This window comes from Kribbella sp. DT2, from assembly GCF_049844575.1.
Taxonomy (GTDB): Bacteria; Actinomycetota; Actinomycetes; order Propionibacteriales; family Kribbellaceae; genus Kribbella.
Genome location: NZ_JBNCLH010000007.1, coordinates 375,262 through 399,878 on the forward strand (window position 1 = coordinate 375,262; position 24,617 = coordinate 399,878).

At 70.4% G+C, this 24,617-nt stretch carries 22 protein-coding genes; 13 read left to right on the forward strand and 9 right to left on the reverse strand.

Going from position 1 to position 24,617, the window contains the following annotated elements; genetic code table 11:
- Positions 1 to 157: 157 nt before the first annotated feature.
- Entirely contained in the window at positions 158 to 667 is a 510-nt protein-coding gene (locus ACLQ2O_RS29210; protein ID WP_425837413.1) for a GNAT family N-acetyltransferase, read from the reverse strand.
- Positions 668 to 1,059: 392 nt separating this feature from the next.
- Between ACLQ2O_RS29210 and ACLQ2O_RS29215 the strand changes: the two genes are divergently transcribed.
- The 3 genes from ACLQ2O_RS29215 (at position 1,060) to ACLQ2O_RS29225 (ending at position 5,307) form a co-directional block, all read left to right on the forward strand.
- Positions 1,060 to 2,145, forward strand: a complete 1,086-nt coding sequence (locus tag ACLQ2O_RS29215) for a 3-deoxy-7-phosphoheptulonate synthase (protein WP_425837416.1) — start codon at positions 1,060 to 1,062, stop codon at positions 2,143 to 2,145.
- 229 nt (positions 2,146 to 2,374) lie between these two features.
- Positions 2,375 to 3,109, forward strand: coding sequence for a hypothetical protein (locus ACLQ2O_RS29220; protein WP_425837419.1), 735 nt, complete (start codon positions 2,375 to 2,377; stop codon positions 3,107 to 3,109).
- Positions 3,110 to 3,231: 122 nt separating this feature from the next.
- A complete protein-coding gene (locus tag ACLQ2O_RS29225) occupies positions 3,232 to 5,307 on the forward strand; it encodes a phosphocholine-specific phospholipase C (protein WP_425837422.1) in 2,076 nt (691 codons plus the stop codon).
- Here ACLQ2O_RS29225 and ACLQ2O_RS29230 read toward each other — a convergent pair.
- On the reverse strand, positions 5,304 to 6,314 hold the full coding sequence (locus tag ACLQ2O_RS29230; protein WP_425837425.1) for a LacI family DNA-binding transcriptional regulator: 1,011 nt from the start codon (positions 6,312 to 6,314) through the stop codon (positions 5,304 to 5,306). The two genes, ACLQ2O_RS29225 and ACLQ2O_RS29230, sit on opposite strands and share 4 nt — an antisense overlap.
- Positions 6,315 to 6,443: 129 nt before the next feature.
- On the opposite strand from ACLQ2O_RS29230, the gene ACLQ2O_RS29235 reads away from it, so the two are divergent.
- Genes ACLQ2O_RS29235 through ACLQ2O_RS29250 form a run of 4 tightly spaced genes read left to right on the forward strand, consistent with a single transcriptional unit; the run spans position 6,444 to position 11,194 of the window.
- Entirely contained in the window at positions 6,444 to 7,460 is a 1,017-nt protein-coding gene (locus ACLQ2O_RS29235) for a substrate-binding domain-containing protein (RefSeq protein WP_425837428.1), read from the forward strand.
- A 1-nt stretch (position 7,461) separates the two neighbouring features.
- Complete coding sequence (locus ACLQ2O_RS29240) at positions 7,462 to 8,445, forward strand: ABC transporter permease (RefSeq protein WP_425837430.1); 984 nt, start codon at positions 7,462 to 7,464, stop codon at positions 8,443 to 8,445.
- Positions 8,442 to 9,287 (forward strand): ATP-binding cassette domain-containing protein, encoded by an 846-nt coding sequence (locus ACLQ2O_RS29245; protein ID WP_425837433.1) that lies wholly within the window; start codon positions 8,442 to 8,444, stop codon positions 9,285 to 9,287. Before ACLQ2O_RS29240 ends, ACLQ2O_RS29245 begins: the two co-directional genes overlap by 4 nt.
- Positions 9,284 to 11,194: a GH32 C-terminal domain-containing protein gene (locus tag ACLQ2O_RS29250; RefSeq protein WP_425837436.1), complete on the forward strand. Its 1,911-nt coding sequence runs from the start codon at positions 9,284 to 9,286 to the stop codon at positions 11,192 to 11,194. The genes ACLQ2O_RS29245 and ACLQ2O_RS29250 overlap by 4 nt, the downstream gene beginning before the upstream one ends.
- 19 nt (positions 11,195 to 11,213) lie before the next feature.
- On the opposite strand, the gene ACLQ2O_RS29255 is transcribed toward ACLQ2O_RS29250, so the two are convergent.
- From ACLQ2O_RS29255 to ACLQ2O_RS29265, 3 genes are all read right to left on the reverse strand, one after another.
- Positions 11,214 to 11,471 carry a hypothetical protein gene (locus ACLQ2O_RS29255; RefSeq protein ID WP_425837438.1) on the reverse strand — a complete coding sequence of 86 codons (258 nt, stop codon included), beginning with the start codon at positions 11,469 to 11,471 and terminating at the stop codon, positions 11,214 to 11,216.
- A gap of 21 nt (positions 11,472 to 11,492) precedes the next feature.
- Positions 11,493 to 11,984 (reverse strand): Cys-tRNA(Pro) deacylase, encoded by a 492-nt coding sequence (gene ybaK / locus ACLQ2O_RS29260; RefSeq protein WP_425837441.1) that lies wholly within the window; start codon positions 11,982 to 11,984, stop codon positions 11,493 to 11,495.
- Between the two features lie 62 nt (positions 11,985 to 12,046).
- The gene (locus ACLQ2O_RS29265) at positions 12,047 to 12,700 is read right to left on the reverse strand and encodes a helix-turn-helix transcriptional regulator (RefSeq protein ID WP_425837443.1); all 654 of its coding nucleotides are present in this window, start codon (positions 12,698 to 12,700) and stop codon (positions 12,047 to 12,049) included.
- A 71-nt stretch (positions 12,701 to 12,771) separates the two neighbouring features.
- Between ACLQ2O_RS29265 and folE the strand changes: the two genes are divergently transcribed.
- Positions 12,772 to 13,404, forward strand: coding sequence for a GTP cyclohydrolase I FolE (gene folE, locus ACLQ2O_RS29270; protein WP_425837446.1), 633 nt, complete (start codon positions 12,772 to 12,774; stop codon positions 13,402 to 13,404).
- 58 nt (positions 13,405 to 13,462) lie between these two features.
- On the opposite strand, the gene ACLQ2O_RS29275 is transcribed toward folE, so the two are convergent.
- A complete protein-coding gene (locus tag ACLQ2O_RS29275) occupies positions 13,463 to 13,786 on the reverse strand; it encodes a hypothetical protein (RefSeq protein WP_425837449.1) in 324 nt (107 codons plus the stop codon).
- A 276-nt stretch (positions 13,787 to 14,062) separates the two neighbouring features.
- On the opposite strand from ACLQ2O_RS29275, the gene ACLQ2O_RS29280 reads away from it, so the two are divergent.
- Genes ACLQ2O_RS29280 through ACLQ2O_RS29300 form a run of 5 tightly spaced genes read left to right on the forward strand, consistent with a single transcriptional unit; the run spans position 14,063 to position 20,840 of the window.
- Positions 14,063 to 15,478, forward strand: coding sequence for a 3' terminal RNA ribose 2'-O-methyltransferase Hen1 (locus tag ACLQ2O_RS29280; protein ID WP_425837452.1), 1,416 nt, complete (start codon positions 14,063 to 14,065; stop codon positions 15,476 to 15,478).
- Positions 15,478 to 18,006: a polynucleotide kinase-phosphatase gene (locus tag ACLQ2O_RS29285; RefSeq protein WP_425837455.1), complete on the forward strand. Its 2,529-nt coding sequence runs from the start codon at positions 15,478 to 15,480 to the stop codon at positions 18,004 to 18,006. The genes ACLQ2O_RS29280 and ACLQ2O_RS29285 overlap by 1 nt, the downstream gene beginning before the upstream one ends.
- 49 nt (positions 18,007 to 18,055) lie before the next feature.
- Positions 18,056 to 18,388, forward strand: coding sequence for a PadR family transcriptional regulator (locus tag ACLQ2O_RS29290; protein WP_425837459.1), 333 nt, complete (start codon positions 18,056 to 18,058; stop codon positions 18,386 to 18,388).
- Positions 18,385 to 19,326 carry a hypothetical protein gene (locus ACLQ2O_RS29295; RefSeq protein WP_425837461.1) on the forward strand — a complete coding sequence of 314 codons (942 nt, stop codon included), beginning with the start codon at positions 18,385 to 18,387 and terminating at the stop codon, positions 19,324 to 19,326. The genes ACLQ2O_RS29290 and ACLQ2O_RS29295 overlap by 4 nt, the downstream gene beginning before the upstream one ends.
- Complete coding sequence (locus ACLQ2O_RS29300) at positions 19,323 to 20,840, forward strand: thioredoxin domain-containing protein (RefSeq protein ID WP_425837464.1); 1,518 nt, start codon at positions 19,323 to 19,325, stop codon at positions 20,838 to 20,840. Before ACLQ2O_RS29295 ends, ACLQ2O_RS29300 begins: the two co-directional genes overlap by 4 nt.
- Here the strand turns inward: ACLQ2O_RS29300 and ACLQ2O_RS29305 are convergent.
- The 3 genes from ACLQ2O_RS29305 to ACLQ2O_RS29315 all read right to left on the reverse strand — a co-directional run bounded on the left by ACLQ2O_RS29305 (position 20,835) and on the right by ACLQ2O_RS29315 (position 24,616).
- Positions 20,835 to 23,036: a PQQ-binding-like beta-propeller repeat protein gene (locus ACLQ2O_RS29305; RefSeq protein WP_425837467.1), complete on the reverse strand. Its 2,202-nt coding sequence runs from the start codon at positions 23,034 to 23,036 to the stop codon at positions 20,835 to 20,837. The two genes, ACLQ2O_RS29300 and ACLQ2O_RS29305, sit on opposite strands and share 6 nt — an antisense overlap.
- Positions 23,037 to 23,111: 75 nt before the next feature.
- On the reverse strand, positions 23,112 to 23,738 hold the full coding sequence (locus ACLQ2O_RS29310) for a short chain dehydrogenase (protein WP_425837470.1): 627 nt from the start codon (positions 23,736 to 23,738) through the stop codon (positions 23,112 to 23,114).
- On the reverse strand, positions 23,735 to 24,616 hold the full coding sequence (locus tag ACLQ2O_RS29315) for a helix-turn-helix transcriptional regulator (RefSeq protein WP_425837473.1): 882 nt from the start codon (positions 24,614 to 24,616) through the stop codon (positions 23,735 to 23,737). The genes ACLQ2O_RS29310 and ACLQ2O_RS29315 overlap by 4 nt, the downstream gene beginning before the upstream one ends.
- Position 24,617: the final 1 nt, after the last annotated feature.

Genomic DNA, 24,617 nt, shown 5'->3' on the forward strand with positions numbered 1-24,617 from the left:
CCAGCCGGTACGGCGTACGGCCGCGGGATCGGGTCAGCCGCCGGCGGCGCTGGAAGACAACGTCCGTACGGCGCTGCTGGGCGGGGTGCTGACGCGGCCGGCGACTGGTGCGGCGTACGAAGACCCGTCAGCGGGTGGCGCGGCGTACGAAGACCCGTCAGCGGGTGGCGCGGCGCATGAAGACCCGGTCGGCCGGCGCGAGGCCGATCGCGGTTTCCTCCGTGCGAAGTTCCAGCAGGCCCGGGGTCAACTCGTCCTCGGCCAGCGGGACGAAGCCCAGGCCCGCGTAGTACGGCGCGTTCCAGGCGACGTCACGGAAGGTGCTCAGGGTCAGCGCCGGCAGTTGCTGCTCGGCTGCCCAGCGGTCGACGGTCTCGATCAAGGCGCGGCCCAGGCCCTGGCGCTGGTGGTCGGGGTGGACGGTGACCTGTTCGATGTGGGCGGCGCCGTCGACCACCTTGGCCAGGATGTATCCAACCGGTTGGTTACCGGCGTCGACGGTCACCCAGGCGCGGCCGGCGCGCTGGTAGGTGCGCAGGACGTGCAGGGGCGGCGGCGCGTGGTCGGCGACGTCGGTCATGCCGATCCGGCGGAACAGTTCACCGCCGGAGGTTTCGAGCGCTTGCAGCAGCGGGAGTTCGCCGGGTCCGGCGAGTCTGATGGACACCTGAGGAGACAACCACGCCCCGGCCCGGGCGCGCCACGGGATTCGGGCGGGGCGTGTTGGCGCGCGTACACAGCGTGGACATCGACCGAGGAACTCGGCACGAGCTGCGGATGCCTGAAGACCGGATCCGGGCGCGCCAGTGGATCCGCCCGACCCACGAAGCCGCCGGACCCACGAAGCCGCCGGACCCAGGTGCTACGCTCTGTCATGTGAAGCGTTGCTATTGGCGGTTTTTTGAGTGGCCGGCCCTGGTGCCGGGCGACTCAGCCGATCGCTGACGCCCCGACGCAACACCCAGAGCCGGCACGAGGCAAGGACATCCGTCCTTGCCTTTTCTCATGTCAGCCGGCACTGGCTTCGGGTTCGGTCGCCGGCGGAAAGGTCTCCCCGTGATGAACACCCAGCCGCTGCAGGCAGGTCCGTCCCCGGTCGTCGATCGCCGGATCGAGAAGACGGTCCCGCTCGTCACCCCGCAGGCGTTGCACGCCGAGCTGCCGCTGACCGACGACCTGGCGAAGGTCGTCGTCCAAGGCCGTGACGCGGTCGCCGACGTACTGAACGGCACCGACGACCGGCTCCTGGTCGTCGTCGGGCCGTGCTCGGTGCACGACGCCGACGCCGCCCTCGAGTACGCCGAGCGCCTGCGCCCGGTCGCCGAGCGGCTCTCCGACGGGCTGCTCGTGGTGATGCGGGTGTACTTCGAGAAGCCGCGCTCCACGCTGGGCTGGAAGGGCCTGATCAACGACCCGGGCCTCAACGGCTCCGGTGACGTGAACTCCGGGCTCCGGATCGCCCGCAAGCTGCTGCTCGAGGTGCTCGCGCAGGGGCTGCCGGTCGGGTGCGAGTTCCTCGACCCGATCACCCCGCAGTACATCGCGGACACCGTCGGCTGGGGCGCGATCGGCGCCCGGACCGTCGAGTCGCAGGTGCACCGGCAGCTGTCGTCGGGCCTGTCGATGCCGATCGGGATGAAGAACCGTCCCGACGGAAGCATCGGTACGGCGGTCGACGCGATCAACGCGGCCGCCGTACCTCACGTGTTCACCGGGATCGCGCACGACGGCACGCCGGCGATCCTGCACACCCGCGGCAACCCGGACTGCCACCTGGTGCTGCGCGGCTCCGACGCGGGCCCGAACTACGACGCCGAGTCGGTCGCCGGCGCGCGGGAGCTGCTGCGCAAGGCCGGTCTGCCCGAGCGGGTCGTCATCGACGCGAGCCACGGGAACTCCCGCAAGGACCACCGCCGCCAGCCGCAGGTCGCCGCCGAGATCGGCGCGCAGGTGGCCGCGGGCAACAAAGCGGTCGTGGGCGTGATGCTGGAGTCGTTCCTGGTCGAGGGCCGGCAGAACCTGGAGCCGGGCCACGAGCTCACGTACGGCCAGTCGATCACCGACGCCTGCCTGGGCTGGGACACCACCGAGCAGGTCCTCGAGGGTCTTCGCGACGCCGTACTGGCTCGGCGCCAGCCGAGCTGACCGCTCGGGCCGGGCGATCACCTCGCGGCGCACCCATTTCGTGGGTTGACCCACGAAATGTCCCCTTGGCCCACCGAAATCCGGTGGGCCAAGGGCGCATTTGGTGGGTGAACCCACCAAACAGAACCAGCGCGACGCGCCGTACGGATGACTCACGCAACTTCTCCGGTGCTGCCCGCATCGAGGGGGTTGATGGCAACGAGGCCGTCAACTTGGGAGGGGAATCACCGTGCGGATCACGAAGAAGGCAGTAGCGGGCATCTCGGCACTGGCACTGGCCGGAGGTGGAGGCATCCTCGTGATGTCGTCCGCGGACGCGGCCCAGTCGGCGCCGCAGCCGTCGGCTCCGGGAGCGCGCGACGCGGGCGGGGCGATCCCGAACACCAAGGGGGCCGTCACCAACTGGCACCTCGGCAAGGGCAGCGTGTACGGCGACAACCTCGGCCCCGGCATGGTCGAGTGGTTCACCACGGTCTACAACGGGTCGGTCCACGAGATCGGCCTCGACGAGAACCTGAAGAGGCAGCTCGGCAACGGCAAGGGCGGCGCCGTGACGTTCGCGCCGAAGGCGATCGCGAACATCGGGGGCGCGTTCGCGAGCCGCAAGACCGTGGTCGGTGAACTGACGCTGGCCGCCGCCGGGACCTACCTGGTGAACACCTCGGCCAGCTTCGACCGCAAGAACGCGGACGAGGCCGGTTACGTGATGCCGACGACCGAGACCTACCCGAGCCTCGTGCTGCGCTACGGCACGGGCGACTCCGACGACGCCGGCACGATCATGGGCAGCCCGGTCTCCAAGGGCGGGTTCGTCGAGCTGACCGGTTCGAGCACCAAGACCGTCACTGTCACCGGCCCGACGGCGATCAAGGTGTACGGCTTCGGCTACAACGAGAACCGCAGCGACTTCGGCGGCGGCCAGATCACGGTCGAGGCGCAGGTCACCGCGGTCAAGATCGGCTGAGAGCTCCCGTACGGCGTGCGGGGCGCACGCCGTACGGGCACGCCCCGGGCGGACGGCTGAACTTCACAAAGGCGTTCTGAACCGTTCATTCAGGCAGCTCCTCGTGCTTTGATGCTGCAGCCATGCCTGAGATTTCCCGCCGTCTCGTCCTGGGGTCCGCCGCCGGTGGAGCAGCTCTGTCGCTGCTGCCGCCGTCCCTGCACACCGCGATGGCGCAGCCGTTGCGCAGGGGTGGGCTGAAAGCCGTCGAGCACGTGATCGTGCTGATGCAGGAGAACCGGTCCTTCGACCACTACTACGGCACGTTGCGCGGGGTGCGCGGGTACGGCGACCGCCGGCCGCTGCGGCTGCGCAACGGCAAGTCCGTGTTCCACCAGCCGATCGCGGCCGGCGGTGAGGTGCTGCCGTTCTCGATCCGCGAGGCGGCCGCCGCCGAAGGGCGCGACCCGGGCGACATCCAGTACCTGGGCGCACTCGCGCACGGTTTCACCGACGCGACGCAGGCCTGGGGCAACGGCTGGAACGACGACTGGGTGGCGGCCAAGACCGCCGCCACGATGACCCACTACGAGCGCCGCGACATCCCGCTGCAGTACGAGCTGGCCGAGACCTTCACGATCTGCGACGCCTACCACTGCTCGGTCAACGGCTCGACCAACCCGAACCGTAACTACCTGTGGTCCGGGACGACCGGCTACGAGCCCGGTACGGCGAACCGCGCGGTCACCAACGCGGCGTACGACTACGCGCACGCGGGCTACGACTGGACGGCGTACCCAGAGCGCCTGGAGAAGGCCGGCGTGTCCTGGCAGATCTACCAGGAGTGGGACAACTTCACCGACAACGCGGTCGAGTACTTCCGCACCTTCAAGGACCTCGGGCACCGGATCCTGGCGAACGTGCCCGGTGGCTACCGGACGACCGAGGAGTTCTACGACAAGCTCTTCGCCAAGACGCCGGAGGAGCGCGCGACCGCGCTGCAGCAGCTCGACGCCGCGGTGAAGAAGCTGCCGAAGAAGGAGCAGATGCTGTTCCGGAAGGCGATGTACCGGTCCGAGCCGGAGTCGCTGGTGCCGCGGCTGCGCAAGGACGTCAAGTCCGGGAAGCTGCCGCAGGTGAGCTGGCTGGTGCCGTCGGCGGTCGACTCCGAGCACCCGGGCTCGTCGACGCCGGTGGGCAGCGCGAACCTGGTCTACGACCTCCTCGACGCGATCGCCGAGGACCCGGAGGTCTGGTCGAAGACCGTGCTGCTGATCAACTTCGACGAGAACGACGGGTACTTCGACCACGTGCCGCCGCCGGTGGCGCCGCGGCCGGTGTCCGGCAACGACGACGACTGGTTCGGCGGCCGGCCGATCGGGCTCGGTCCGCGGGTGCCGATGACGGTGGTGTCGCCGTGGACGATCGGTGGGCACGTGAACTCGCAGGTCTTCGATCACACCTCGGTGATCCGTTTCCTGGAGACGTGGACCGGGGTCCGCGAGCCGAACATCAGCAGCTGGCGTCGTACGGCGTGCGGCGACCTCACCTCGGCGTTCGACTTCGATCGGGGCTACCGGCAACCATCGGTCGACCGGCCCGGTGCCGTTCCCACGCCGATCGCGCGGTGGAAGCCGACGCCGCCGGCCGATCAGGCGCTGCCGCTGCAGGAGCCCGGTCGCCGCCCGGCGCGCCCGCTCCCGTACCAGCCGTCGGTCTCCGGTGCGGTCGTCGACGGCGTACTGAAGCTCCGGCTGGGCAACGACGGCGACGCGGCCGCGCACTTCGCGATCTACCCGTACGCCGGTGAGCTCGCGGCCCCTGAGCACGTCGACGTCCGCACGGTCAAGGCGCTCCCGATCGAGGTCGACGGCCCGTTCGAGATCGCCGTCCAGGGCCCGAACCGCTTCTGGGCCGAGCTCGCCGGCACCACCGAAGGCCTCGCCGCCGGGCTCGACGTCCGCCTGGAACTTGCCCACGGCAACCTTCGGCTCGAGCTGGAGAACCGCAGCAGCAAGCCCCTCACGGTCAAGCTCAGGTCCAAGGGCTACGGCAGTCACTCCCTCACCCAGACCCTCCGCGGCAAGCAGTCGAAGTCCGTCACCTGGCCGACCGACAAGGGCTGGTACGACGTCGAGCTCACCGTCGTCGAGGACCCCACCTACCGCCGCCGCCTCACCGGCCACGTGGAAACCGGCCACGCGGGCGTCACCGGCTAGGTCTTGGGGGAGCAGCCGCAGGATTCCCGGTGCATGATCTCGGCGGGGAGTCTGACGGTTTGTGGGGGTGCGTCGGGGTCGTGCATGCGGCGGAGGAGGAGTTGGACGGCGCGGGCGCCGATGGCGGTGGAGGGCTGGGCGACGGTGGTGAGGCCGGGGCTGAAGAGGTCGGCCCAGGCGAAATCGTCGAAGGCGGCTACTGCCAGGTCCCGGGGGACCTTGATGCCGGCGGCCTTCAGGGCGGCCAGGGTGCCGATGGTCATGTCGTTGTTCGCGGCAAAGACCGCGGTCGGGGGATCGGGGAGGTCGAGCAGGGCGAAGGTGGCTCTGCGGCCGCCTTCGCTGGTGGAGGCGCCGTCGACGACCAGGGCCGGGTCGACGGCGAGGTCGGCTCGTTGGTGGGCCAGGTGGTAGCCGCGCAGGCGTTCGGCGCTGGTGGACAGGCCGGGGATGCCGGCCACCAGGCCGATGCGCCGGTGGCCGACCGAGATCAGGTGGTCGACCACCGCCGCGGTGGACGCCTCGTTCTCCACGCCGACCTGGTCGACGCGGAGGTCGGCGTCGATGCGGTCGACGACGACGTACGGCACCGGGTGGTCGCGCAGCATCGGAAGGGTCAGGTCGCGCCAGCCGTCGGCCGGTGCGATCACCAGGCCCTCGATGTGGTGCGCGAGCAGGTTCGCGACCGCCGCGGCTTCGTGCCGCGCCTCGTCGCGGGTGTCCACGATGATCAGGTTCAGGCCGGCCCGGGTCGCCTCGCCGTCGATGCCCTGGACCAGCTCGACCCAGTACGGGTTCGAGGCCGCGGTCAGTGCCAGCCCGATGGTCTGGTTCGACCCCGCCGCCAGCGAGCGGGCGATCGGGTGGTGCTGGTAGCCGAGGACGCGCATCGCGCGGAGGACCCGTTCGCGGGTCGTCGGTGCGACCAGGCGGGTGCCGTTGACCACGTGCGAGACCGTGCTGACCGAGACTCCGGCGGCGTGCGCGACCTCGGTCATCGTGACCATCCGTCGAATGGTCGTCGCCGAGCGTGCTTTGCGCAAGGCTTTGCGCAAAGCGTGCGCCGCCCGCCGGCCGGGGTCTAGCTTCACGACTCACACCGCCGCCCAGATCCCCCGGAGGGCAGATCCGTGCCAGTGTCCCGTTCCCCTCGCCCGCACGCCTGGCAGGCCGTCCTGGTCGCTGCCGCCGTGCTCGGCGCCGCCGGCTGCACCGCGACCAAGTCCGGCAGCGACTCCGGCGGTGACAGCTCCGGGCCGGTCAAGATCGGCCTGGTCACCAAGACCGACACCAACCCGTACTTCGTCAAGCTCCGCGAGTCGGCCAAGGCGCACGCCGGCACCCAGAACGCCGAGGTGATCGCGGTGGCCGGCAAGTTCGACGGCGACAACGAGGGCCAGGTCGCCGCGATCGAGAACCTGGTGCAGCAGGGCGTGAAGGGCATCCTGATCACGCCGAGCAACTCGACCGGCATCCTCGGCGCGCTCAAGCAGGCCAAGGAGAAGGGCGTTCTGGTGATCGCCCTCGACACCGAGACCGACCCGAAGGACGCCGTCGACGCGACGTACGCGACGAACAACACCACCGCCGGCGAGCTGCAGGGCAAGTACGTCAAGGCGACGCTCGGCCAGACGCCGCCGAAGGTGCTGCTGATGGACGGTACGCCGGGCGGAACGGTCGACGAGCAGCGGCACCGCGGGTTCCTGCAGGGCATGGGTCTGAAGGACGGCGCGCCGGAGATCATCGGCGCGGCGCCGACCAACGGCGACCAGAACAAGGCGCAGGCCGCGATGGAGAACCTGCTCCAGCGCGACGCGTCGGTGAACGCCGTCTACACGCTGAACGAGCCGGCCGCCCGCGGCGCGGTAGCGGCACTGACGGCGAAGGGGCTGGCCGGGAAGGTCGCGGTCGGGTCGATCGACGGTGGGTGTCAGGGCGTGGCCGACGTGAAGGCCGGCAAGTACCTGGCGACGGTGATGCAGTTCCCGAAGAAGATGGCCGAGCAGGGCGTCGACGCGGTCGTTGCCTTCAGCAAGGACGGGACGAAGCCGAGCGGGTTCCAGGACACCGGCGCGCAGCTGATCACGGACAAGCCGCTGCCGGGCCTGGACAGCAAGGACACCGCGTGGGGCGCCCAGAATTGCTGGGGATGACATGAGTACGTCGGCAGTCGCCGGCCGTCGCCGGACGTCCGAAGCGTTCCTCCACAACCCCGCCCTGGGTCCGCTCGGCGCGCTGGTCGTCGCGATCATCGTGTTCTCCCTGACCACCAGCACGTTCCTGTCGGTCGACAACCTGTCGCTGGTCGTGCAGCAGTCGCTGGTGGTGGCCACGCTGGCGCTCGGGCAGACGCTGATCGTGCTGACCAGCGGGATCGACCTGGCGAACGCCGCGATCATGGTGCTCGGCACGATGCTGTTCGCCCGGTTGGTGACCGAGGGGAGCAGCCCGGTGCTCGCGCTGATCGTCGGGTTCGTCGTCTGCGCCCTGCTCGGCGGCGTCTCCGGTGGTCTGGTGACGTGGCTCAACCTGCCGCCGTTCATCGTGACGCTCGGCATGCTGACCGTCGTACTGGCGGCCGGGCGGTTGTACTCGCAGGGCAACTCCTGGCCGGTCACCGATCCGGTGCTCAACGTGCTCGGTGAGGGCGGGTACCTGTTCGGCCAGATCAAGGTGACGCACGGGATGACGCTGGCCGTCGTCCTGTTCGCGCTGGTCTGGTACGCGCTGACGCAGACCTCGTGGGGCAAACACGTCTATGCCCTGGGCAACGATCCGGAGGCGGCCAGGCTGACCGGGATCCACGTCGGCCGGACCCGGTTCAGCGTGTACCTGATCGCCGGCGTGATCTACGCGTTCGCCGCCTGGCAGGCGCTCGGCCGGATCCCGAACGCGGACCCGAACGCCTTCCAGACCGGCAACCTGGACAGCATCACCGCGGTCGTGATCGGCGGCACCAGCCTGTTCGGCGGCCGCGGCAGCGTGCTCGGCACGGTCGTCGGGGCGCTGATCGTCGCGGTGCTGCGCAGCGGCCTGACCCAGGCCGGGATCGACAGCCTGTACCAGGACGTCGCGACCGGCGTACTGGTGATCGCCGCCGTCGCCTTCGACCAGCTCGCCCGCCGGAGGTCCCGATGACGACACCAGCACTGCAAGCACGCGGACTCGTCAAACGCTACGGCCGGGTGACCGCGATCGACGGCGCCGACTTCGACCTGTACGCCGGTGAGGTGCTCGCCGTCGTCGGCGACAACGGCGCCGGCAAGTCGAGCTTGATCAAGGCGCTGTCCGGGGCGCTGGTCCCGGACGAGGGCACGATCCTGCTCGACGGCAACGAGACCCGGTTCCACTCGCCGCTGGACGCGCGCCGGGCCGGGATCGAGACCGTGCACCAGACGCTCGCGCTCGCCCCGGCGATGGACATCGCGACCAACCTGTTCCTCGGGCGCGAACTGCGCCGGCCGGGACCGCTCGGCGGCGTACTCCGCCTGCTCGACAAGCCGACGATGCGGCGGCAGGCGCAGGAGCAGCTCGATGCCCTCGGCATCGAGACCGTGCAGCACATCGGGCAGATCGTCGAGACCCTGTCGGGTGGTCAGCGCCAGGCCGTGGCGGTCGCGCGGGCGGCGATGTTCGGCAACCGGATGGTGATCATGGACGAGCCGACGGCCGCGCTCGGCGTGAAGGAGTCGCGGCTGGTGCTCGACCTGATCCGGCGGATCCGCGACCGTGGGCTGCCGGTGGTGCTGATCAGCCACGACATGCCGCAGGTGTTCGAGCTGGCCGACCGGATCCACATCCACCGGCTCGGGCGGCGGGCGGCGGTCGTCCGGCCCGACGACGCGTCGATGAGTCAGGTGGTGTCGCTGATGACCGGCGCGCTGCGGATCGGTGATCCGGACGCTCCGCCGGATGTCTCCGATCAGCTCGTCTGCGCCGCACCGGTCGCTGATGATTCGGCCGAGGAGAGGGACCGGTGATCCTCAAGGCCCTCGCCGTCGGAGCGGCGCTCCTCGGCGTACTGGGCAGCAGCGTGCAGCAGGTCCCCGAGCCCGAGTTCCCGTACCCGGTGACCAACTACCAGGAGGACAACCGCGGCCAGTTCCACTTCAGCTCGCGCGGCGGCTGGATGAACGACGTGAACGCGCCGCTGTACTACCGCGGCGTCTACCACCTCTACTACCAGCACAACCCGCACGGCCTGGCCTGGGACACCATGCACTGGGGGCACGCGACCAGCACCGATCTCGTGCACTGGCAGCAGAAGCCGATCGCGCTCGAACCCGGCGTCCATCCAGGGGACCTGTGGTCGGGTGGCGGCGTTGTCGACACCCACAACGTGACCGGGTTGAAGTCCGGCGACGACGACCCGATCGTCGTCTACTCGGGCACGAACGGCGTCACGGTCTTCTACAGCCTGGACGGCGGCAACACCTTCAAGACGTTTGCCGACGGCAAGAAGGTCGTGGTGCCGCCGGCGAAGACCAGCCGGGACCCGAAGGTGTTCTGGGACCCGGACTCGCGGCGCTGGGGCATGGTCGTCTGGTCCGACCAGGGCGGCAACGGCGCCGACTTCTACACGTCGGCGAACCTGCTCGACTGGACGTTCGCCTCCCGCTACCAGGCCGACTGGCTGTTCGAGTGCCCGGACATGGTGCGAATGCCGTACGAGGGCGGCCACCGGTGGGTGCTGAGCGACGGCAGCGGCGAGTACGTCGTCGGGACGTTTGCCAACGGCACCTTCTCGACGGCGCACCCGGTGCCGGCCAAGATCAACCAGACCGACACGTACGCCGGCGCCGGGTACTACGCGGCACTCACGTTCGGGAACCTGCCGACGGACCGTGTGGTGTCGATGGCCTGGCAGGGCCAGAACCAGGGCACGAGCTGGACCGGCAACGCGACGTTCCCGGTCGAGCAGCGGCTGCGGTCGATCGGCGGGCAGCCGCGGGTGGTGAGCACGCCGGTCCCGGAGATCGCCGGGCTGCGAGAGTCGACGCGGTCGTGGGTCGGGAGGACGCTGGACAAGGACTCCGCGAAGCGGCTGCTGGCCGGCGTACAGGCGGACACGTACGAGATCGAGGCGTCGGTCGATGTTCGGCAGGCGCGGTCGATCGGGTTCCGGTTGCACACGAGCCCGGACGGCTGGTCGGACCGGGACGTCCTGTACGACGTTGCAGCGGGCACGCTCGACGGTACGCCGATGCCGGCGGACAAGGGCCGGGTGAAGCTGCGGTTGCTGGTGGATCGCGGGCAGCTGGAGGTCTTCGGCAACGACGGTGAGGTCTACCAGAGCCGCAACGTGAACTTCGACAGCCTGCCGGGCGGCGACGGTGTCGAACTGGTTGTCGACGGCAAGGTTCGGCTGGAGTCGCTGAAGATTCACGAGCTGGCGTCGAGCTGGAAGCAGACCGGCGAGTCGACGTTGAAGACGAACATCGCGGGGGACTGGTACCCGGCCGCGGGGAGCTGGACGGACACGACCGGCGGGAAGCAGGGGCAGGCGTCGGGCGACGCGTTCTACCTGAGCAAGGCCACCGGCTCGGACTTCACGCTGGACGGCGACGTTCGGCTGGTGTCCGGGACCGCGGCGGCGTTGACGTTCCGGGCGTCGAAGGACGCGAGCCGGCACTACACGGTGAACATCGACGCGGACGCGGGAGTGGTGAAGCTGTGGCGGCCGGGCCGGGACATCGCGACGTACCCGACGCCGATCGAGCGGAACCGCGGCTACCACCTGAAGGTGAAGGCCGCCGGGGCGCAGTTCACGGTCTGGCTGGACGGGAAGCAGGTGATCTCGGCGAGCGACGGTGAGATCGCGTCCGGGCAGTTCGGGCTGAACGTGTTCCGGGGGACGGCGGTGCTGCAGAACGTCACCCGAAGCTAGGCGGGCCTTCGAAAGGCCGTTACGCGAAGTTGGGCGGGCCCTCGAGGCGGCGCTGGATCTCCTCGATGTCCTCGCGGCTGAGCTGGCCGAGGATGCGGGCCGCGGAGACGACGGCGAGGGTGTTGTCCTGCTCGTCCGGTTCGGGATCGGTCTTCTCGTCCTCGAACGGCCAGGACGCCACCGCGGACAGCATCTCCTCGCGCTCGACGAAGCCGGCGGCGTACAGCTCGAGGAAGCCGCGCAACGACGGTGTGGTCTCGATGTTGGGTTCGTCCATGCCGGCAGGCTCCTCGTCTGGTCAGCGGGCGATCGGCGCGGTCCGGGCGGCGGTGACGGTGATCAGGTCGCCCGGGGCGAGGCCGAGGTCGAGCCCCCGGCGGCCGCCGGAGACGTAGACGGTGTCGTGCGCGGTCGCGGTGGTGTCGACGACGGTCGGCAGCTTGCGCTTCTGGCCGATCGGGCTGATCCCGCCGACGACGTACCCGGTGGTCCGCTCGGCGGCGGCCGGGTCGGCCATCGTCGCCTTCTTGCCGTCGAGCGCCGCCGCGACGGCCTTCAGGTCGAGCTGCTTGTCCACCGGTACGACGCCGACCGCGAGCTTGCCGTCGACCTCGACGAGCAGCGTCTTGAACACCTGCTTCGGGTCGAGGCCGAGCGCTTCGGCGGCTTCCAGCCCGTACGACTTCGCGGCGGGGTCGTGCTCGTAGGCGTGCGTGGTGAACGGCAACCCGGCCTTGGTCAGCGTGACGGTCGCGGGAGTGCCTGCGGAAGTCTGTTTGGTCTTCGCCACTGTCCGAGCCTAAGCCCCGGCGGGCTGTTACCGGGGGATCAAGGGAAGGAAGGCGGGGGTGGTCAGGCGGGGCGGCGAGGGAGGAGGTGAACACAGCAGTGGCCGGGGGCCGGGTGGAGCTCCGCCTTCAAGCCGGAGTCGGGGTGGCCGGCCAGCACTCCTTCCACCAGGTGCAGCGTCATCGCGCAGACCAGGGAGCCGTGTGCCTTGGCGAGCGCTCGGAACGGGCAGTTGGACAGGGCGATGGACTGCCCCTCGGGGTGCGGCTCGAAGCCTTGGCTCGCCAGGACCTCCGAGAGGGAGTCGCCGGGCAACGACTTGCCGTAGGCGTGGGCCTGGCGTTCGAGGGCGGCCCGGGGGGAGTCGCCCGACGTCTCCGCGTCGGTGATGGCGCCGGCCAGGAGATGCCCGGCGACGGCGTACTGGCGCTCGGGGAGCGAGATCTCGATCTCGGTGTCGGAGCGGCGGTAAAGCTTGGCGGGACGCCCAGCACCAGGGCCGGTCCGGCCGGTACGGCGTTCGTAGACGACCGTGAGCAGGCCCTCGGTGGCCAGCCTGTCGAGGTGGAAGGCGGCGGTGTTGCGCGGCAGCGCCAGCGCGGTGGCCGCGTCGTCCCGGCTCACGGGCGCGGCGGCCGCGGCGACGTACTCGTAGAGGCGTCGCCGGGTCGGTTCGTCCAGGGCGGCGACCGCCTGGAGGTTGGCCTGTCGGTCCACGGGATGATTCTATCTCCAACTTCGGTTGACAAAACAGTAAACTGATCGCCTTCGATCATCAGGAGGGGCGTATGACGACGATCCGGACCGAGCTCGCTGAGCCGGCCACCGCGGTACCGGCCAAGCTGCACGTCGTGGGCGGCCGCCCCGAGATCGACCTGCCGGCGGCGGAACGTGCCGTGGCTGATCTGCTGGTGGCGCTCGGGCGTGACCCGCACGGCGCCCACCTGGCCGACACCCCGCGGCGGGTGGCGAACGCGTACGCCGAGATGCTGACGCCGCGGGAGTTCGACCTGACGACGTTCCCGAACGACGAGGGGTACGACGAGCTCGTGCTGGCCCGGGACATCCCGGTGCAGTCGCTGTGCGAGCACCACATGCTGCCGTTCCAGGGAGTGGCGCACGTGGGGTACCTGCCGGGGGAGCGGATCCTCGGGCTGTCGAAGCTGGCCCGCGTGGTGGAGCTGTTCGCGCGCGACCTGCAGGTGCAGGAGCGGCTGACCAAGCAGGTCGCGGACTGGCTGCAGGGTCACCTGGCGCCGAAAGGTGTCGGCGTGGTGATCGAGGCCGAGCACCAGTGCATGTCGTTGCGCGGCGTGCGGGCGGTGGGCTCGACGACGGTCACGTCGGCCGTGCACGGGACGCTGCGCGACAACCCGGCGTCGCGGCAGGAGTTCTTCGCGCTGACCGGCATCTCGGCGTAGCGAGCGGTACGCCGTACGTCGGGATCGCGGCCTGGCGGCCGGTACGCCGTACGTCGTACTAGGCGGTGGCGACCACCGGTGGCGGGTGGTGGGTGCGGCGGCCGGTCGCCAGGATGTGGGCCACCTCGCCGGGGAGCAGGTCGGTGCCGGGCACGGTCTCCAACTCGGAGACGTCCAGCCAGCGGACCACGGTCGCGCCGCAGTGGCCGTGCACGGCGAGGATCGAGGCGATGTCCGGCCAGATGGCGGTGGAGGGGTTCGCGCCGTGCCAGCGCAGTGCCACCGAACCGTCGGTGAACACACACCCCTCGGCCACCACTCCGGTGCCGGAGACGCCGCTGACGTCGGTGAAACGGACGAGTTCGAAGGTCTGGGGCTTCACCGGCGGACCTCTGCGGTCGCGGTGGCCGGGCGGCCTGAGAGAGCTGTAGCCATGGTCCTTTCCCCGGATCGGGCGCGGGTGGGTGCTCGCTACGAACCGGGGACAGTACCGACTGTCAGCGGGGAAGAACGGTCTGTAGCGACTCATCTTCTGGAAAACAAGCTAGAACCAAACCGGCCGGATGCGCCAGAGCTTGTCCGCGTGTCTTGGTGAGTGGTCGGCTCCGCGGACCAAAAGGGCGCGCTGAACGGACTGCTCCCGTGATCGAATGAGCCGGTGTTCCTGACCATCGCCACCACGTCCAGCGGTCTCGGCGCCCCGGCGGCCGAGCTCGGTTTCCTGCTGCACAAGAACCCGGCGCGACCGCAGTCGGTCGACGTCACCAGCGGGACAGCGCACGTGATCTACCCGGTGGCGACCGACCAGGCCTGTACGGCGGCGGTCGTGCTCGAGGTCGACCCGATCGCGCTGGTCCGGTCCGGAAAGGGCCGGGCGGCGGAGGGGTTCACGCTCGGGCAGTACGTGAACGACCGGCCGTACGCCGCCTCCAGCCTGCTCGCGGTCGCGCTGGGCAAGCTGTTCCGGACGGCGATGAACGGGCGGTGCGACGCGCGGCCGGAGCTCGCGGCGCGGGCGATCGCGCTGGAGCTGCACGTCCCGGCGCTGCCGTGCCGCGGTGGATCGGCGCTGGCCGAGCGGCTGTTCGCGCCGCTGGGGTGGACCGTGGACGCGCGGCCGGTGCCGCTGGACCCGGAGATCCCGGAGTGGGGCGACTCGCGGTACGTCGACCTGCGGCTGAGCGGCGTACTGCGGCTGGCGGACGCGCTGAACCACCTGTACGTGCTGCTGCCGGTGCTGGATGACGCCAAGCACTACTGGGTCGGGCCGGACGAGATCGACAAGCTGGTCAAGGCCGGCGACGGGTGGCTGGGGACGCACCCGGACAAGGAGCTGATCAGCCGGCGGTACCTGGCGCATCGGCGGTCGCTGACCGACCTGGCGCTGGAGCGGCTGACGGAGGTCGACGGGCTGTCGCTGGAAGAGGAAGAGCCGGTAGAAGAGGTTGTACAGGCTGATGGCCCACCTTCACTGGCTGTGCAGCGGCGGGAGGCTGTGGTCGGCGTACTGAAGGAGCTGGGTGCGCATCGGGTGGCTGACCTGGGGTGTGGTGAGGGGCAGCTGGTCGGGCTGCTGCTGAAGGACGGGCAGTTCGACGAGGTCGTGGCGACGGACGTGTCGGCGCGGGCGCTGACGCTGGCCGAGCGGCGGCTGCACGTCGACGAGATGTCCGACCGCAAGCGTGAGCGGCTGCGTCTGTTCCAGTCGTCGGTGACGTACGCCGACGCCCGGCTGACCGGGCTGGACGCCGCCGTACTGATGGAGGTCGTCGAGCACGTCGACCCGCCGCGGCTGCCGGCGCTGGCGCAGGCCGTCTTCGGGGCGGCGCGGCCGGGGGCTGTCGTGGTGACGACGCCGAACTCCGAGCACAACGTGCGCTACGAGACGCTCGCGGCCGGCGCGTTCCGGCACCCGGACCACCGGTTCGAGTGGACGCGGGAGGAGTTCCGCGGGTGGGCGGCCGAGGTGTGCGCGCTGCACGGGTACGGCGTGACGTTCCGGGCGGTCGGGCCGGACGACCCGGAGGTCGGGCCGCCGACCCAGCTCGCGGTGTTCCGGAAGGAGAACGGCTGATGACGACGATCGGCGTACCGGCGCTCAGCCTGATCGTGCTGGTGGGTGCGAGCGGGTCGGGCAAGTCGACGTTCGCGCGCAAGCACTTCCTCGGCACCGAGGTGATCTCGAGCGACTTCTGCCGCGGGCTGGTCTCCGACGACGAGAACGACCAGGCGGCGACCAAGGACGCGTTCGCGGTGCTGCACTTCATCGCGGCCACGCGGCTGGCGGCCGGGCGGTTGACGGTGATCGACGCGACCAACGTGCAGCCGGAGGCGCGGCGCGAGCTGGTCGCGCTGGCGCGGGAGCACGACGTGCTGCCGGTCGCGATCGTGCTGGATCTGCCGGAGAAGGTGTGTCTGGAGCGGAACGCGCAGCGGCCGGACCGGGACTTCGGGGCGCGGGTCGTCGGGCGGCAGCGGTCTCAGCTGCGGCGCGGGCTGCGGAGCCTGCGGCGCGAGGGGTTTCGCGGGGTGCACGTGCTGGAGACCGTGGAGGCGGTCGAGGCGGTGACGATCGAGCGGACCCGGCTGTTCAACGACCTGTTGGACCAGACGGGGCCGTTCGATGTGATCGGTGACATCCACGGGTGCCGGGCGGAGCTTGAACAGCTACTTGGAGAGCTGAACTACACGATTACAAGAGATTCCAGTGGTTGTGCTGTTGATGCAACTTCTTCTACTGACAGAAAGATTGTGTTTGTCGGTGACCTGGTAGACCGGGGGCCTGATACTCCTGGGGTGCTGCGGCTGGTGATGGGGATGGTTGCTTCGGGCAACGCCTACTGCGTGCCGGGCAACCACGAGGACAAGCTGCTGAAGGCTCTGCGCGGCAAGAACGTGAAGACCTCGCACGGGCTGGCCGAGTCGCTGGAGCAGCTGGCGGGGGAGAGCGACGAGTTCCGGGCGCAGGTGGAGACCTTCATCGACGGGCTGGTCTCCCACTACGTGTTCGACGGCGGCAACCTGGTCGTCTCGCACGCAGGGCTGGTCGAGCGGATGCACGGGCGCGCCTCCGGGCGGGTCCGCGCGTTCTGCCTGTACGGCGAAACGACCGGCGAGACCGACGAGTTCGGGCTGCCGGTGCGCTACCCGTGGGCGCAGGACTACCGCGGCCGCGCGATGGTGGTCTACGGGCACACCCCGACGCCGGAACCGGAGTGGATCAACAACACGATCTGCCTCGACACCGGTGTCGTGTTCGGCGGCGCGCTCACCGCGCTGCGGTACCCGGAGCGCGAGCTGGTCGCCGTACAGGCTGCTGAGCAGTACTACGCGCCGGCCAAGCCTCTACACGTCCCGAGCGCTCCGGCGCGCGAGCCCGACGTCCTCGACATCACCGACGTCACCGGGCGCCGGGTGATCGAGACCGCGACGCACGGGCGGCTCAGCGTGCGCGCCGAGCAGGCCGGGGCGGCGCTGGAGGTGATGAGCCGGTTCGCGATCGATCCGCGGTTCCTGCTGTACCTGCCGCCGACGATGAGCCCGGTCGCGACCTCGCCGGAGCCGGGGCTGCTGGAGCACCCGCGGCAGGCGTTCGAGGCGTACCAGGGGCAGGGCGTCACCGAGCTCGTGTGCGAGGAGAAGCACATGGGGTCGCGTGCCGTGGTGCTGATCACGCGGGACGACGACGTCGCCGAGAAGCGGTTCGGGCTGGCCGGTCGCGGCGCCGTGCACACGCGGACCGGGCGGTCGTTCTTCAAGCCGGACCTGACCGACGAGCTGCTGCTCGGGCTCCGCGAGGTCGCCACCGAGGCCGGCCTCTTCGACGAGCTCGACACGTCCTGGCTGCTGCTCGACGCCGAGCTGCTGCCGTGGAGTGCGAAGGCCGGCGACCTGCTGCGCAACCAGTATGCCGCGGTCGGCGCGGCCGCGCGCTCGTCGTTGCCGGTGGCAACCTCGGCGCTGGAGACGGCGATGGCTTCCGGGCTCGACGTCGGGGAGCTGCTCGAGCGGACTCAGCGCCGTACGGCGAACGCGGAGCTGTTCAGCGCGGCGTACCGGCGGTACTGCTGGCCGACCGACGGGCTGGACGGCGTCCGGGTGGCGCCGTTCCAGGTGCTGGCGGCGGAGGGCGCGACGTACCACGACCGGCCGCACGCCTGGCACCTCGGGATCGCTGACCGGATGGTTGCCGCGGGCCCGGGCCTGGTCACGGCGACGCGGCGCCTGTTCGTCGATGCCGACTCGTGGGCGGACGGGATCGCCTGGTGGGAGGAGCTGACCGGCGCGGGTGGCGAGGGCATGGTCGTGAAGCCGGCCGCGAACCTGGTCCGCACCGGGAAGGGGCTGGCGCAGCCGGGGCTGAAGGTCCGCGGGCAGGAGTACCTGCGGATCATCTACGGCCCCGACTACACCGAGCCGGCCAACTTCGAGCGCCTGCGCAACCGGAACCTGGGCCACAAGCGGTCGCTCGCGCTGCGCGAGTACGCGCTCGGCCTGGAGTCGCTGGAGCGCGCCGCCCGTGGCGAACCGCTGTGGCGGGTCCACGAGTGCGTGTTCGCCGTCCTGGCGCTGGAGTCGGAGCCGGTCGACCCCCGGCTCTAGTCGGGGGTGCGGTTCGCATAGTTCGTCGGGCGATATATAGTCGGTCGGCATGACGGACGCATCGCCGACGCTGACCGAGGCGCAGTACTTCCTGCTGGCCGCGCTGCAGGACGGGCCGCTGCACGGCTACGGGATCATCAAGGTCACCGAGCAGGCGACCGACGGCCGGCTGCGGCTCGCCGTCGGCACCCTGTACGGCGCCTTGGAACGGCTCGAGCGGGCCGGGCTGGTGGTGACGGACGGCGAGGCGATCGTGGACGGCCGCGCCCGTCGGTACTACCGGCTGACCGACGACGGCAGCGCGGCGCTGCAGCGCGAGGCGGCCAGGCTGCAGCAGGCGGCGAACGTCGTCATCAAGCGTCCCCGGACGGCCCAAGCATGAACCGGCTGGTGCTGCGCGCCTACCCGAAGGCCTATCGCGACAGCCGTGGCGACGAGCTGCTGGACTGTCTCGCCGAGGCTCATCCCGGGCGCGAGTGGCCGCCGCCACGCGAGGCTGTCGCCTTGCTGGGCAGCGCTCTACGGGCCCGGATCCACGCCGCCACCACGCGCGGCGCGTGGTGGCCGGCCGGACTCCAGTTGGCCGCGCTCTGGCTCGCTCTTCTCGCGCTGGCTCCTTACCTGCAGGACGTCTGGAACTGGGTGCTGCACGTCGACCCGGGCACGCACGCCATCAACTTCCACTTCAACGGCCGATTCCCGTGGGCCGTCGGTGAGGGCACGCGGACCCGCCTGTTGCCGTACGGACTGCTGCCGCTGATCGCGTTCGTCGCGGTGCTGCGCGGCCGGGCCTGGATCGCGTTGCCGGCCGCTGCGGCGATGGTCTACGCGGGGCTCACCGTCGGCAGTACGACCGTCTTCGGCAGCCAAGGCGTGGTCGGTGCGAGCTACTACGGTCTCGGCGCGCCGATCCTTGCCCACCACCTCGTTCTGCCGATCCTGCTGTTCCTCGCCTGCGCGCTGCTGGTCGCTCGCGGGGCAAGGCAGTCCTACTCGTACGCCTGGCTGGTGCCGGTCGTGGCGGCCGCTTTTGTTGCTGGAGGCCTCCATGTCACCGCCGGTGATCCGTGGTTCCAACGGGGGCAGTTCGCCTGGGAGGTCGCGCTGGTGGTCGGTGCCGGCTGGGCGACCGTCCTGACCCGCGACTTCCGCTGGGCCGTCCCGATCGGCGCGTTCACGATCGTGCGGGGTGAGGCGATCCTCACTGATCCGACGATGCTCGCCTACCACCCGCAGCCCAGCACGACCGCCGTACTGGCGCTCGCGGCGACGCTGCCGGTGCTGATCCTGGCAACGCGGAGAAACACTCGGCTCCGATGAAGCAACCGCTGAAGCTCGCGATCGCCTTTCTCGTGCTCTACGTCCTGGCGGTCTGTACGCCGTACGGCCAGACCGTCGAGAACGCCATGACCAGGGGGTACGTCACCGAGGCCTGGGTCTACCGGATCCAGTACTCGATCGGGCCGCCGCCGTTGCGCGGCGAGGAGTTCACCCTCGTCCTCGGGACCGCGCTGATCGTCCTGATCGCCGTCCTGCGCCGGCAGTGGCTGCTCGCTGTCGCGGGAGCGTTCGTACCGGGTGCCACGGCCGTCAGCACCTACGTGCTCAACCGGTTCGTCCTGCCGCGTCCGGACATCTCCGGAGCGTCCGAAGGCTTCACCGAAGCCAGTTTTCCCAGCGGTCACGTCGCGGTCACCGCGGGGGTCGCGATCGGCGCGGTGCTGGTCTGCACTCCGCGGGTCCGCCCGTACGTCGTTGCCGTCGCCATGGTCTGGCTGGCGTTCGTCGCGGCCGCGGTGCAGAACCTGGGCTGGCACCGTCCCAGCGACGCGCTCGGGGCGACGCTGCTGGCCGGTCTCTGGTACTCGGTCGCGGTCCACTGGTTGCCCGTGGCAACCGGATCGACCAGATCGAGCGCCGGGCGCGCCGCTGGAGAACCGGCGAGGTGCGACGGCGATCCTGCGGGCGCAGCAGGGGCTGGGCCGGTACGCGTCGCTCCCGTGGCGGTGCTCGTGATCGCGGCCGTGGGGGCGGTCCTCGGCGCGGGGCGGGCCGACTACCTGCTCGAAGCGATCGTCCACGCCGTCGTGGGGCTGCTCTGCGCGGCGATCCTCTGGACAGCAGCGTCCGAAGAATCGCGACGCGTCCGAAGAAGGGTGCGCAATAGCCTCGGCTTCTTCGGACGCGTGCGGCTTCTTCGGACGCTGCGCGTCTCGGTTGTCGCGGTCATGCTGGTGCTCGCCCTCGTCTCCGCGGTCGGGGTCGACTACTGGCGCATCCACTCGCCGGTGCGCGTCGACACCGCCCGGCCGGAACCGCCGGTGATCACCGGGCCGGGGACCGCCGGTAAGGGCGTGACGGTCGGCAAGGCCGGCGCCAAGTCGAACATCGACGTCTACCTGGACTTCCGCTGTCGTCAGTGCGTGGTGTTCGAGCAGACGTCCGGCACGACGCTGGACGCGCTGCTCGAGCACGGCACCACCACCGTGACGTACTGGCCGATGGCTCTCAGCTCCCTTCGGTCGCCGCGACTGGCCAACGCCTTCGCCGTGGCTGCCGCCAACGGGCACGCTCGCGGCTTCGTGCGAGCGTTCTTCGACGATCCCGACAAGGCGTGGACCGACGACCAACTCGTTGAGCTCGGCAACAAGCTCGGCGTACCGAAGGACCGGTTCGCCGAGGCCTTGGCGGGGAACCCGTACCAGAGCTGGTTCGAGAACATCGATGCCGCGGCGACCGAGCGCGACGTCACGGAGATCCCGACGGTCTTCGTGGACCACCGCAAGCTGCGCGCCGACCAGCTCAACCCCGCGGGCCTCGGGCTGGGGTCATAGGCCGGTCACACCGCGCAGTACGCCGTCCTGGAAGCCGATCACCAGCGTGCGATCGGCGATCAGAACGGGTGTGGAGAACGTGTTGGCCTTGCTCACCTGGAGCACGGGCTCGGCGGTACCAGTTGCGAGATCGATCCGGGTGAGCAGCCCGGTGGTGCCGACGAGCCACGCCGTCTTGCCGTCGCGGGACAGCGCCGGTCCGGCCTCGAACGCGCGGAGCACCGGCCGGACGGTCCACCGGGTGGCGCCGGTCGCGGGGTCGGCCATCACGACGTTGCCCTGCTCGTCGATCAGTAGCAGCCCGTACGCCGTGACGCGGGACGGCGTGTAGATGTAGCTACCGGGCTTTTGCCAGCGGACCGCGCCAGTCGCCGGGTCGAGTGCCATCGCGCTGGACACCGTCGCGACCAGGACGGAACCGTCCGGGAGCAGGTCGAGCTCGTCGCTCCAGGCGCCGTAGATCAACTGCTGGTACGGCGTGGTCTTGGTGGTGATCGGGACGGACCAGAGCTCCTTGCCGGTGCGGGCGTCGAAGGCTCGGGCGTTGCCGTCGCCGCCTCCGGCATAGACCCGGTCGCCGTCGCAAGCGACGCGACCGGCGAACAGGCTGTGCACGTCGCCGGACCAGAGCACGCGGCCGCGGGAGTCGAGACAGTGGAGGCTTCCACCGGCGGACACGAGGATGCGGTGCTGGCCGTCGACCTTGGTCACCAGAGGGGTGGAGAGGACGGGGGCGCGGAGGTTGGTGGACCAGACGGTCGAGCCTCTCGACGCGTCGAGTGCGTAGAGGCAGTGGTCCGCGGAGGGGACGAGGATCGTGCGGTCCATCAGTGCGGGGGCTCGGTGGACGGCGCCGACCGTGCGCTGCCAGCGGCGGGAGATGGATCGGCCGCGGGCCGTGAAGGCCTGGACCTGCCCGCCGGCGGTCGCCGCGACGAAGCCGTCGGAGGTGGGGAGGAGAGTGCCTTGGATCGCACCGTCGAGCTTGGCGGTCCAGGAGACAGCGGCTTCTTTTGCAGTGAGCTTTGTCGTCAGGGTTCGGTCGAAGGTGGCGGTGTCGTTGCCGATGGCCCTTAGCTGGATGCGGTGCTCGCCGGGTGGTAGGGCGGTGGTGGTCAGGTCTGCTTGCCAGGTGTTGGCCTTCTTGGTGAGCGGCACCCAGGTGCCGGCGTTGCCGCCGCTGAAGACGTTCTGCGGGTACACCTGCGCGAGGACCTGCGTGGGCGCGGTCCTGAACGTGGCCGAGACGGTGATCGCCTCGCGCGTCGTGTGGACCGCGGTGTGGCTCGGTTCGAGTGCCTCGCCCGGGCCGGTGCGGCCGAGCGGGATCGTGGTGACGGCGGTCGAGGTCGGCGAACCGGTGGCCGGTACGGCGATCTCGGTGACGTCGAGGCGGCTGCCGTCCGCCGTACGCTCGACCCAGTAGAAGCTGGGGATCGCGAAGGTGTTGCGCATCGCGACCTGGGTCAGGCCGTTGAAGGCGGCGACCTGCTGGCGGTGGATGTGGCCGGCGAAGATCGCGCGGACGCGATGCCCGGCGATCCGGTCGAGGAAGTCCTCGGTGTCGTTCACGTAGTAGTTGTCCGCGCCCAGCGGGTAGTGCAGGAACATCGCGGTCGGCAGCTCGCGGCCGCGCAGCGCCCGGGACACGTGGTCGAGCCCGTCCGCGCCGAACAGGCCGGGCTCCTGGAACAGCTGCATCGGCGCGAGGCCGACGACGCGAAGCCCGTGCAGCTCGAACGACGACCACTCGGAGCCGAAGTACCGGCGGTAGGTCTCGAACGCGTCCGGGTTCCAGCGCGACTCGTGGTTGCCCGGGACGTGGTGCACCCGGTCCCACAGACCGGCCGGGACCGACGAACGGTAGAGCGCGAACTCGTCGTCGGCGCCGTAGTCCGTGATGTCACCGCAGTGCAGGACGAAGTCGGGATGCATGCCTTGGGCGACCGTGAGCATCCGGGTCAGGTCCTTGGACCGCTCGGGCAGTACGACGTCCGCGTGGGTGTCGGTGATCACCGCGAACCGCAGCGGGGTGGCGTCGAAACGCTCCGGCGGCTGGGTCTGCTCGGCGGTGCCCGGTACGGCGGCCGCCGCCGTGGCCGGCAGGAGCGCGCCGGCGGCCAGGCCGAGCCCGGCCGCGCCGAGGACGCGTCGCCGGCTGGGTTGTTCGATCGAAGAGCTGTTATTTGTACGCACAAATCTCGACCTAACGCCCGCTTGTCCATCGCTGTCAACGGCTGAACGGACTGTTGGTCTACCGGTCGCCGGTGGTTACCGCAGAAGTCCGCGCTCCTGACCGTAGGCGCGGATGACGGTTCCGGTCCGGTCGCCTTCCACGCAGTCGACGTAGTGGGCGACCAGCTCGTCCATCGGCACCGGGCGCAGGCCGGGGAAGTCGTCGGCGAAGGTGTCGACGGAGTCGCCGACCAGCGTCGGGCTGACCACGTTGATCCGCAGGCCGCGCGGCAGCTCGATCGCGGCCGACAGGATGAAGCTGTGCAGGGCACCGCTGATGACGCCGCCGCCGGTGACGTGCGGCCAGGCCTGGTCGGCGAAGATCCCGGAGGTCAGGGTGAAGGAGCCGCCGTCGGCGATCCGGTGCTGGCCGGTCAGCACCAGGTCGACCTGGCCGAAGAACTTGGCGCGCAGGTTGCCGGCCAGCTCGTCGGTGGTCAGTGTGCCGAAGTCGTCGAGGGCTCCGTGGGCGGCGATGCTCACGACGCTGTCGGCGTCCGGGACCTCGTCGTACAGGGCTTCGACGGTGGTGTGCGCGGTCAGGTCGACGTGGAGGTCGCCCGAGGTGCGGCCGGCGGTGACGACCTCGTGGCCGTTGGCCCGCAGGGCGGGGACCAGGTGCCGCCCGATGGTTCCGGCGCCGCCGACGACGATGATCTTCATCGTGCGTTCTCCCGGTGGTGAACGGGCTCTGGTGACGTGAGGCTCTGGGCCAGCAGGTGAAGCGCGTCGGCGTCGGGGGTGCCGGGGAGCGCGTAGAACAGGCCGAGCTGCTGGTCGTCGTCGGGCAGGGTGACCGTCTCGTTGGCCAGGGTCACCCGGCCGACGACCGGGTGGTCGAGCTCGCGGACGTAGTACGAGCAGGTCCGGACCGGGCGTCGCGCCCAGCTGCGCGCGAACTCCGGACTGTCGACGGCGAGCTGCCCGACGAGCTGTTCGAGCTCCAGGTCGGCCGGGTGACGCGCGGCCGCCTGGTGCAGGGCTGCCACCGTGACGCCGGCTTTGGCTTGCCAGTCGCGGTACAGCGCACGGTGGTGCGGATCGAGGAACAGCATCCGGGCGATGTTCGGCCGGACCCGCTGGTCCGGTGCGTCGAAGTCGAGGTGGCCGGCGAGCAGGGCGTGACCGAGGCGGTTCCAGGCGAGGACGTCGGAGCGGTGGTCGATCACGATCGCCGGCGTACCGGGTATCGCCGCCAGCAGGTCGCGGACCGATGGCCGCAGCTTGCTCCGCCGGGCCCGCGGGCGGACCGGCGTACGGGGAGCCGCGAGAGTCCGCAGGTGTTCGTGCTCGGCAGGGTCCAGCTGCAGCGCCGAGGCCAGTGCGTCGATGACGGCTCCGGAGGCGCTGGTGCTGACGCCCTGCTCGAGGCGCGTGTAGTAGCCGACGCTGACTCCGGCCAGCTCGGCCAGTTCATCCCTGCGCAGGCCCGGGGTTCTGCGGTGGGTGAGGCCTGGCTCGATGGCCGCGGCCGCCGGCGTGAGGCGTTCTCGCCGGCTGCGCAGGAAGCCGCCCAGATCGTTCGGTGGTGTGCTCGTCACG